This window comes from Gilliamella sp. Pas-s95, assembly GCF_009795795.1.
Taxonomy (GTDB): domain Bacteria; phylum Pseudomonadota; class Gammaproteobacteria; order Enterobacterales; family Orbaceae; genus Gilliamella; species Gilliamella bombicola.
On the sequence record NZ_WTFC01000049.1, the window covers coordinates 1 to 9,255 of the forward strand.

Consider the following 9,255-nt stretch of genomic DNA (forward strand, 5'->3'; position numbering starts at 1 on the left):
TAGTTTTGTTGATTTGTTAGTTGCCGGCCCTTGCTTAGGCTGTGTAAGCAGTTGATTTAGCTTAAAAACAGCAAAACAAAAACTTAAATAAAATCAATACCTTTTCTGACCAATTTTTGCTAAAGATGATCTCACCTTTTTCAACATAGAAAATAGTGTATATTAGGTTTAAGTTGAATATAACCATTTTTGAATCACGAAACAATGAATATAAAAAAAACGCTCGCAATTTGTGGTTACAGCGGTAGCGGTAAAACAACCTTGTTGGAAAAGGTTATTTCGCTACTTGTTGAGCAAGGTTTTAAGGTAGCAACTTTAAAACATGCACATCACGATATTGAATTTGATACTCCAGGAAAAGATAGCTATAAATTACGTAAGGCAGGCTCATTACAAACAATTGCCGCATGTGATAATCGTTATGCTTTTATTTGCGAAACCCCCAATAAACCTGCTGATTTACAGACTTTAATTAATCTATTTTCTGATGTTGATATTATTTTAGTTGAGGGATTTAAAGATGAGCAAATTCCTAAAATTATTTGTCATCGAAGCCGTGTTCAAAAACAGTTTTTTATCGATGATTTTACTTTGGCTATTGCTAGTGATGAGCCTTTAGATACGAATGTGCCAAGATTTGATATTAATCAGCCAATTCAGATTGTTGAGTTTATAAAAAATTATTTATTAAAACGTTAATATATCGTATCTTATTTGCTAATTTTTTACGTTACTTTACCTGAATCAGCATGAAGCCTTTATTCAAAAAATTTTTAAATATAACTAAAAAAGTGATAATTGGATTTGTGCTATTGTCCGTTTTGCTTGTTTTATTAATGCGTTGGGTCGATCCTTTTGGTTCTATGTTGATGGTAGAAAGAAAAATCACTCATTGGAATGTTACTCAACAACGCACATGGAAAGATTGGGATCAGATCTCTAATAATATTAAAATAGCTGTCATTGCCGCCGAAGATCAAAACTTTTCTAATCATTGGGGATTTGATTTTAAGGCGATTAATCGAGCTTTACAATATAATCAAAATAGTAAAAAAATTCGTGGCGCCAGTACCATTACGCAACAAGTCGCCAAAAATATTTTTTTATGGCCATCGCGCAGTTGGGTTCGTAAAGGGTTTGAGTCGTGGTTTACGCTTTGGATCGAGCTTACTTGGTCTAAACAGCGCATACTTGAAATTTACTTAAATAGCGTTGAATGGGATGAGGGCGTTTTTGGTGTTGAGGCGGCTTCGCGCCACTATTTTAACGTTAGTGCTAGCCAATTAACTCCTACTCAAGCAAGTTTACTGGCTGCTATTTTACCTAATCCAAGAAAATGGAGTCCTGTTAACCCCAATAGTAATATTCAAAGAAAAGCAGAATGGATTCGTACTCAAATGAATAATTTGGGTGGTAAGTATTATTTAGATAAGCTCAAATAATAGCTAGATAAGTGTCGCTATAAATTTAGGCACCACTTTACTTGCTGGCCCGTAAATTTTGGTTTGAAACAGGCTTTCACCTAGACTTGGCTCTAAATTAAGTTCAATCGATTTAGCGCCAGCTTGATTAGCCATTTGTACAAAACCAGCAGCAGGATAGACATTGCCTGATGTGCCAATGGATATAAAGTAATCTGCTTGCGAAAGCGCATCATAAATTTGTTCCATTTGTAGGGGAATTTCACCAAACCAGACTATATGTGGGCGAATTAATTGGTTTTGTTGATAATTCACATCGTTAAAGCAATCAATTATCTGTCCTGTTTTTTCATTACGCACTTTTAATAACTCACCATGCATGTGTATTATATTTTTAGATCCAGCTTGTTCATGTAAGTTATCCACATTTTGTGTCACAATTAAGACGTTATCAGTGCCTAATTTCTGTTCTAACTCAGCTAACGCAAAGTGGGCAGCATTAGGCTTTACGTTTGGATTTTGTAATTTACGGCGCAACATATTATAAAAATCATGTACCGCTGTTGGGTTACGCATATAACCTTCGTAAGTTGCTACGTCATTAACATCATAACCTTCCCATAATCCATTTTGGGCTCGAAAGGTTGATAAGCCCGATTCGGCCGAAATACCTGCGCCGGTTAGGATAACTATTTTAGGTATTGTCATCATTTATTGCACCTTTACAATTTAACTAAGATTATTGAAAGCAAAATATGAGCCATTTATTGGCTGTATTCGGTAGTAAAAATATGCAAAGCAGGTTTGCTAAGTTTTTGATATTGACTGTAGGCACTAGCCACTTTTAACCGGATATCGGCCTTTGATTCGCCATTTAACCAACCGTTAATCATTGCATGCACACTATACGCTTCTGGCGCCATACGGTGCAAAGTTAAAATGAGCGGGGTAATGCCTAGGCGCGATAGTGGTGGCGTAAAATATTGTTGGCTTTTGCAAGCAAATACTGCCGCATAACGTGATTTTTGTTTTTCTTGTTGCTCTTTTGATAATGTATTCCAACGCCAACTATCAGGTAAGTATTTTTTCCATGACCATTCCATTAGTGAATCATGACCAATATAGACAACCAGATCTGCACTTCCCCCTGCTATCACCGTTTTATTAGCTAATTTAAACGCTTTTGCCTTTTTCCCTGCTGAATAATCAATAAAATCATCAACAGTATCGTTAATATATTTGCCATTATACGCCTGTGCAATGAGATAAACATCTTTGTCTTGGTGTTTGTAAATAATTTCTTCTAATATTATTCCTGATTTGGGACGATTAATTTGCACAACTTGCCACTCTTTTTGCTTAGCAAAATAGGTTTTAAAACCATAAGCCGCCCCCCAATAAAGGTTGTTTTTGGGATCTTGACCATTACCTATCGCCTTTGGAACAAGTGCAATCTTTTGATATTTGTTATCACAAAGCGCCACCAAAACATGGATCACTTTGGGATCGGCAAAACAGGGCAAGGAGAGTATGAAATAAATAATCGATGCAAACCATAACTGTGTTTTTCTTTTCTTCATTTAAGATTGTTACCTTAAAGGCCGTATTTATAACTACATTATTTTTTATATAGACTTTATAGCATAGCTATTCTACTATTTAGTAAGACGAGTTAACAAAAAATAAATAAATTTTATATAGGTATATGAAAAATGAAAACAATTGGTTTAATCGGAGGGATGAGTTGGGAAAGCACCACAACTTATTATCAAGTTATTAATCAAACTATTGCCAAATCATTAGGTGGCCTGCATTCAGCAAAAACAATTTTATATAGCGTTGATTTTCAAGCGATTGAAAATTGCCAAGCCAATAATGAGTGGAATAAAAGCGCAGAAATTTTAATTGATGCGGCTAAAAGAGTAGAATTAGCTGGTGCAGATTTTATTGTAATTTGTACTAATACCATGCATAAAGTTGCAGATCAAATCCAAAAAGCAATTAATATTCCGATTATTCATATTGCCGATGTGACAGCTAAACATTTACTAGCACAAAATATTAAATCGGTCGCTTTGTTAGGTACTAAATATACAATGGAGCAGGACTTTTATAAATCTAAACTGATCGATAAAAATTTAAATGTGCTTATTCCAGAATCTCAAGACAGAAATATCATTAATCAGATCATTTATGATGAACTTTGCAAAGGTATTATTCAGCCTGATTCTAAGCAAGCCTATCTTAATATTGTTGATAAACTCGTTAAAAATGGCGCAGAAGGTGTTATTTTAGGCTGTACGGAAATAGGGTTATTAATCTCTCAATCCGATCGTAATATACCTTTTTTTGATACAGCCTTAATTCACGCACAAGAGGCAGCATTACTTGCAATAAGTTAATAAGTTATTCTTCGTTCGTATATTCTAGTATATCACCCGGTTGGCAATCTAGATGTTTGCAGATTGCTTCGAGTGTTGCTAGTCTAAATCCTTTTACTTTACCTTGCTTAAGTAATGATAAATTTTGTTCTGTAATACCAACTGCTACCGCTAGATCTTTTGATTTAACTTTACGTTTTGCTAGCATTACGTCTAAATTTATTATAATTGGCACATATGACTCCTTTTAAATAAATTGTTTATTTTCTTCAGCTAGTTGGCAAGCTTTTTTCAATATTTGACCTATAAGCATAATACTAATGGCAGGAAATAGCGTTATAATATCATCACTAGAAAAAGAAATAGAAAAGTATCGTGCTGATGCGTCTTGATTATAAGTTAAGAGCATTGTCAATAAAGGTTCAGATAAAAAACTTATAACCACCCAAAAAACAAGCAATTTGCCAAATACGTAACAATGGTTAGCTGATTTTACCGAAAAATACTCTGATTGACTGTAATTAATAAACAATAATCTAAGTTGATAAAACGCATAAGCTAAAATAAGTATTAATGAAGTATCGATTAACATTGCGATAGTCGCTTGCCATCCAGATAACGATTTAGGATCAACATTATCAATCCCACTTTGGATAAAAGAAAACCCTCCAAATTCAAGCCCAATATTTTGCATATCAAAAAAATAATACAAGAAGGGGAATATTGAGCTAATTAACATAATTAGAATAGGAATTAATGTTAATAATGCCATAAAGCGACAATATTGATTCAATCGAGAATGTGTTTTAGTCATATCTGTGTTCATCTTTATATCCTTTCTTTTATAAAACTGTACACAATATAACATAAACAAAATCAAAAACAATAAAAAATTAAAATAAAACGATAATTTTTTATTGTTTTACTGATTTAAAGTATAAAAAAAACCTTACTTTTTTATCAGTAAGGCCTAAGAAGTTAACAATAACAAATCAATTATGCTTCAATAGCAACTCGTAATTTTTTCATTGCATTTTTTTCGAGTTGGCGAATACGTTCAGCTGAAACACTATATTTATCAGCTAAAACTTGTAATGTAGACTTACTATCATCCGAGTCTAACCAACGCGCTTTGATGATATCTTGGCTACGTTCATCCAATTTTAATAATGCATCATGTAACTTATCTGTTGCATCATTTTCCCAATTGTCATTTTCAATTGATTTCGAAAAATCAGAATTGCTATCTTCTAAGTAAAGTGCTGGCGCAACAATTGAATTATCATCGTCATCACTATCTATATCAAATGACATATCTTGTGCTGACATGCGTGATTCCATTTCAAGTACATCTTTACGGCTTACACCTAACTCATCAGCCACCATATCAACTTCAGCATTATTAAACCAACCTAAACGTTGTTTGGTTTTTCTTAGGTTAAAAAATAACTTTCTTTGTGCCTTAGTCGTGGCCACTTTAACAATACGCCAATTTTTTAATACGTATTCATGAATTTCAGCTTTTATCCAGTGCACAGCAAATGAGACTAGACGCACACCCATTTCTGGATTAAAACGACGCACAGCTTTCATTAAACCAATATTACCTTCTTGAATTAAATCAGCTTGTGGTAAACCATAACCTGAATATCCACGAGCAATGTGCGCAACAAAACGCAAATGAGATAAGATTAATTGTCTTGCTGCATCAACATCGTCATGATAATAAAGTTTTTCACCTAATGATTTTTCTTCTTCTGCTGTTAGCATCGGATAGGTATTAACTGCACGAATGTACGATTCAATATTACCTTGTGGAATTAAAGCACCTACTTGCATTTTTATATCAGTACTCATTTAACTCCCCCTTTAAATTAACTAGTTGTTGCTACATAGATAAAATGCAACAATTAAAAACGTTAAACTAACGTTCACTTATTAATTAGACCTTCAAGTTGTAAATTAGTTCATATTTTTTTATTTAAAATTACTAAAACATCTTGCTAGGCTCAATACTTACTAAAACTAATATACATTTTAATTAGTTACGTCAAAATAGCTAGGTAATTTGTGTCATTTTTAAATATTTTTTAGTCGCAACAAACGATGAAAGCCATCCAATAATGATAGTAATAAGTATAATTAATAAGCTTTCATCCCATAGTAAGCCTTCAATATTAATAATTGTTCCAAAAGCATTAGAAACATTCAATATAATTGATTCTATTTGAAAGATAAATATTTCCGATAATACCAACGAAACAACAGCGCTAACAAAACCAATAAAAATGCCGCTATATAAAAAAGGACGTAAAATAAACCCTTCTGTTGCACCAATTAATTGCATAACAACTATAGTTTGTTTTCTAGCAAAAATAGTTAAGCGAATACTATTACCTATTACAAGTGATACAGCAATAATCATAAATATCGAAATAATCCATACAACAGATTTGACCATATTCGTTAACGCAGTTAATCGGGTAAACCAGCTATCATCTAATTTTATATCATCTATGCCATCAAGATTAAGTAATTCAGCTTGTAACCGATGCAATATGGCTGTTTTTTTTGCTTCTTCTTTCGGTACAATTATTGCAACAGCGGGTAATGGATTTTCATCTAATAAATCCAATGCACTACTAAATCCTGACCATGTTTTAAATTCTTCAATTGTCTTTTCTCGAGAAAGGTAAGTTACTTGGTCAACTTCAGAATGAGACTTAAGTTTAGCGATCAATTCAGTTGTTTGTTCAGGTGTTAATTCTTTATTAATATAAACCGTTAAGTTGGGAGTTGGATACCATTGTTGAGCTGTTTGATTAGCATTTTTCCAAAGTAGATAACTAATAGTAGGTAGAGTAATTGAGATAGCAATAACAAAAACAGTCAATAATGAGGCAAAAATATGCTGAGAAAAATCATTAAAAGTATTACGCCAAGCATAGCCAATTTGTCTTTTCCAACGTGAAAAAAAACTATTGCTGTCTTTTTTCTTTAATTTAGTGGGTTTAATATTAGCGTAACTCATTAATTTTTAACCTCTAAAAACCCTTGATTTAAATGCAGTATTCGATGATGCTTGCGACGAATAAGCCCCATATTATGGGTTGCCATCAAGACTGTTACGCCTGCTTGGTTAAATTCTTCAAAAAGTTTTAAAATATCCTTAGACAGTTTATCATCTAAATTACCAGTCGGTTCGTCAGCAAGCAGGACAGTTGGACGATTAACAATTGCTCGAGCTATCCCCACTCGCTGCTGTTCACCGCCGGATAACTGTATTGGATAAAATTTCATTTTATTTAGTAATCCAACTTTATCTAGAGAGGCAGACACTCGCCTTTTAATTTCCTCCGCCGGTTTACCTAAAATAATTAATGGAATAGCTACATTATCATAGACGGTATGATCCATCAGTAATTGATGATCTTGAAAAATCATGCCAATTGTACGACGTAAAAAAGGCATATCTTGTCGTCTTAAACTAGAAACATCAATACCATTTAGTAATACTTTGCCATCATTAGCTTTTTCTAATCCACAAATTAGTCGCATCAGCGTACTCTTACCAGCGCCAGAATGTCCTGTTAAAAATGCCATTTCTCCAGACAATAGGGTAAAGCTTATATTTTGTAATGCCGATTTACCACCAGAATAAACTTTACTTACACGCTGAAATTCTATCATGGCTTTTCTCTATTCATCTGTTTCATCAAATAAGGCATTTATAAAGTCATCAGCAACAAAAGGCCTTAAGTCTTCAATTTTTTCACCAACGCCTATATAGCGTATAGGGATATTAAACTGATCTGCAACACTAAAAATGATACCACCTTTTGCTGTACCATCTAATTTGGTCAATGTCATTCCTGTTACACCGACAGCTTCATTAAATAGTTTAGTTTGACTAATCGCATTTTGACCGGTACCCGCATCAATGGTTAACATGATTTCATGAGGAGCAGTTTCATCTTGCTTCTTAATTACTCGTACTATTTTTTTCAACTCATCCATTAAATGAGACTTATTTTGTAAACGACCTGCGGTATCAGCTATTAATATATCTATTTTTTTTGCTTTCGCCGCCTGTATTGCATCAAAAATGACAGAAGCTGAATCTGCATTAGTATGCTGTGCAATAACAGGAATGTGATTACGTTCCCCCCAAACTTGCAATTGTTCAACAGCAGCAGCACGAAATGTATCGCCAGCGGCAAGCATAACTGATTTACCTTGTTGCTGAAATTGACGGGCTAATTTGCCGATTGTCGTTGTTTTACCGACACCATTAACACCAACCATTAAGATAACAAATGGATTATGACTATTAATATCAAGAGGCTTATCAACTCCATCTAAAATAGATTTCATTTCTTGTTTTAAAAGCACATGTAATGCATCTGCATCTTTTAACTCTTTTCTTGAAGCTTGTTTTGTTAAGTTGTCTATAATTCTTTGCGTTGTATCAAAACCCACATCAGCAATAAGTAACTGTTCTTCTAGTTCTTCAAATAAAGCATCGTCGATCTTTTTTCCTTTAAATAGACTTAAAAAACCAGATCCGATATTCTGTTTAGTCTTAAAAAGACCCTTTTTTAAACGGGAGAAAAACCCTTCTTTTTTTTGTTCAGTCATAAATAATTTATTCCACGATCATTTAAAGATCATTGTATCTTATTTTAGAATAAAGCCCAATGCATTCGATCTTTTAAAAAGATGATAAAAGAAATATTTTGTGATCCATAACCAATAAGTAACACTGATTATAAATAAAGATCTTGAGTTGTGATAAATCGCCATTCACTTAATGGTAACTGGTGAGTAAATAAATTATACTTTCCAATCTGCACACGCACTAGGCGTAAACAAGGAAAACCGACCGCAGCACACATTCTTCTAACTTGTCGATTTTTTCCTTCTGAGATTGTAATACTTACCCATGAAGTTGGTACTGTTTTGCGTTCTCTAATAGGAGGCACTCTGTCCCATAACTGCAATGGTTCATCAAGAAAAGTTACTGTGGCTGGCTGTGTAAAAAATTCTTTTAATTGCACACCAGATCTAAGTTTATCTATAGCCTGTTGAGTAATAAGTCCTTCCACTTGTACCCAATAAGTTTTTGGCAATTTAAACTTTGGTGAACTGATTTTTGCTTGTAATTTACCATCGCTGGTTAACAATAATAATCCTTCACTATCGGTATCTAACCGCCCAGCAGGGTAAAATTTAGGTAAGTTTATAAACTCTTTTAATGTCTGATATTTTTCATGTGGTGAAAATTGAGTCGTCACATTAAACGGTTTATTAAAGGCTATTAACGTGTTCATTTCGGTTATTTTTTACCATTTATATAATAAAATAAAACCACAAAAGCAAAAAAGCCCAGCATCACTGCTGGGCTCTCTCTAATTTAAAAGTCTGGCGGCACCCTACTCTCACATGGGTAATAC

Annotated in this window: 11 protein-coding genes and 1 pseudogene; 3 read left to right on the plus strand and 9 right to left on the minus strand. The window is 33.5% G+C overall.

What is annotated here, in order from left to right; translation table 11 throughout:
* The first annotated feature begins 204 nt into the window (after positions 1-204).
* Both mobB and mtgA read left to right on the plus strand, forming a co-directional pair.
* Entirely contained in the window at positions 205-699 is a 495-nt protein-coding gene (mobB, locus tag GQ598_RS10595; RefSeq protein ID WP_160404092.1) for a molybdopterin-guanine dinucleotide biosynthesis protein B, read from the plus strand.
* A gap of 50 nt (positions 700-749) precedes the next feature.
* Entirely contained in the window at positions 750-1,442 is a 693-nt protein-coding gene (gene mtgA / locus GQ598_RS10600) for a monofunctional biosynthetic peptidoglycan transglycosylase (RefSeq protein WP_160404093.1), read from the plus strand.
* Between the two features lie 3 nt (positions 1,443-1,445).
* Here the strand turns inward: mtgA and cobB are convergent, their stop codons facing one another.
* Together cobB and GQ598_RS10610 are read right to left on the minus strand one after the other, a co-directional pair.
* A complete protein-coding gene (cobB, locus tag GQ598_RS10605) occupies positions 1,446-2,129 on the minus strand; it encodes a Sir2 family NAD+-dependent deacetylase (RefSeq protein ID WP_160404098.1) in 684 nt (227 codons plus the stop codon).
* A 56-nt stretch (positions 2,130-2,185) separates the two neighbouring features.
* Complete coding sequence (locus GQ598_RS10610) at positions 2,186-3,001, minus strand: hypothetical protein (RefSeq protein WP_160404094.1); 816 nt, start codon at positions 2,999-3,001, stop codon at positions 2,186-2,188.
* 132 nt (positions 3,002-3,133) lie between these two features.
* Between GQ598_RS10610 and GQ598_RS10615 the strand changes: the two genes are divergently transcribed.
* On the plus strand, positions 3,134-3,823 hold the full coding sequence (locus GQ598_RS10615; RefSeq protein WP_065587630.1) for an aspartate/glutamate racemase family protein: 690 nt from the start codon (positions 3,134-3,136) through the stop codon (positions 3,821-3,823).
* 4 nt (positions 3,824-3,827) lie between these two features.
* On the opposite strand, the gene GQ598_RS10620 is transcribed toward GQ598_RS10615, so the two are convergent.
* From GQ598_RS10620 to GQ598_RS10650, 7 genes and pseudogenes are all read right to left on the minus strand, one after another.
* Entirely contained in the window at positions 3,828-4,037 is a 210-nt protein-coding gene (locus tag GQ598_RS10620; protein ID WP_034910784.1) for a helix-turn-helix transcriptional regulator, read from the minus strand.
* 12 nt (positions 4,038-4,049) lie between these two features.
* Positions 4,050-4,628, minus strand: a complete 579-nt coding sequence (locus tag GQ598_RS10625) for a DUF2975 domain-containing protein (protein WP_160404095.1) — start codon at positions 4,626-4,628, stop codon at positions 4,050-4,052.
* Positions 4,629-4,798: 170 nt separating this feature from the next.
* Entirely contained in the window at positions 4,799-5,659 is an 861-nt protein-coding gene (gene rpoH / locus GQ598_RS10630; RefSeq protein ID WP_091350919.1) for an RNA polymerase sigma factor RpoH, read from the minus strand.
* Positions 5,660-5,861: 202 nt separating this feature from the next.
* The gene (gene ftsX, locus GQ598_RS10635; protein ID WP_160404096.1) at positions 5,862-6,833 is read right to left on the minus strand and encodes a permease-like cell division protein FtsX; all 972 of its coding nucleotides are present in this window, start codon (positions 6,831-6,833) and stop codon (positions 5,862-5,864) included.
* Positions 6,833-7,492: a cell division ATP-binding protein FtsE gene (gene ftsE / locus GQ598_RS10640; protein ID WP_091350914.1), complete on the minus strand. Its 660-nt coding sequence runs from the start codon at positions 7,490-7,492 to the stop codon at positions 6,833-6,835. Before ftsE ends, ftsX begins: the two co-directional genes overlap by 1 nt.
* A gap of 9 nt (positions 7,493-7,501) precedes the next feature.
* Positions 7,502-8,425 (minus strand): annotated as a pseudogene (ftsY, locus tag GQ598_RS10645) (signal recognition particle-docking protein FtsY); the annotation flags it as partial.
* 143 nt (positions 8,426-8,568) lie between these two features.
* Positions 8,569-9,132 carry a pseudouridine synthase gene (locus GQ598_RS10650; RefSeq protein WP_160404097.1) on the minus strand — a complete coding sequence of 188 codons (564 nt, stop codon included), beginning with the start codon at positions 9,130-9,132 and terminating at the stop codon, positions 8,569-8,571.
* Positions 9,133-9,255 lie beyond the last annotated feature (123 nt).

Excerpts from the sequence above, each read along its gene's own strand:
- GQ598_RS10625 (WP_160404095.1), bottom strand. The coding sequence starts at position 4,628 with ATGAACACAGATATGACTAAAACACATTCTCGATTGAATCAATATTGT.
- ftsE (WP_091350914.1), bottom strand. The coding sequence starts at position 7,492 with ATGATAGAATTTCAGCGTGTAAGTAAAGTTTATTCTGGTGGTAAATCG.
- GQ598_RS10610 (WP_160404094.1), bottom strand. The coding sequence starts at position 3,001 with ATGAAGAAAAGAAAAACACAGTTATGGTTTGCATCGATTATTTATTTC.
- GQ598_RS10615 (WP_065587630.1), top strand. The coding sequence starts at position 3,134 with ATGAAAACAATTGGTTTAATCGGAGGGATGAGTTGGGAAAGCACCACA.
- rpoH (WP_091350919.1), bottom strand. The coding sequence starts at position 5,659 with ATGAGTACTGATATAAAAATGCAAGTAGGTGCTTTAATTCCACAAGGT.
- ftsX (WP_160404096.1), bottom strand. The coding sequence starts at position 6,833 with ATGAGTTACGCTAATATTAAACCCACTAAATTAAAGAAAAAAGACAGC.
- mobB (WP_160404092.1), top strand. The coding sequence starts at position 205 with ATGAATATAAAAAAAACGCTCGCAATTTGTGGTTACAGCGGTAGCGGT.
- cobB (WP_160404098.1), bottom strand. The coding sequence starts at position 2,129 with ATGACAATACCTAAAATAGTTATCCTAACCGGCGCAGGTATTTCGGCC.
- mtgA (WP_160404093.1), top strand. The coding sequence starts at position 750 with ATGAAGCCTTTATTCAAAAAATTTTTAAATATAACTAAAAAAGTGATA.
- GQ598_RS10650 (WP_160404097.1), bottom strand. The coding sequence starts at position 9,132 with ATGAACACGTTAATAGCCTTTAATAAACCGTTTAATGTGACGACTCAA.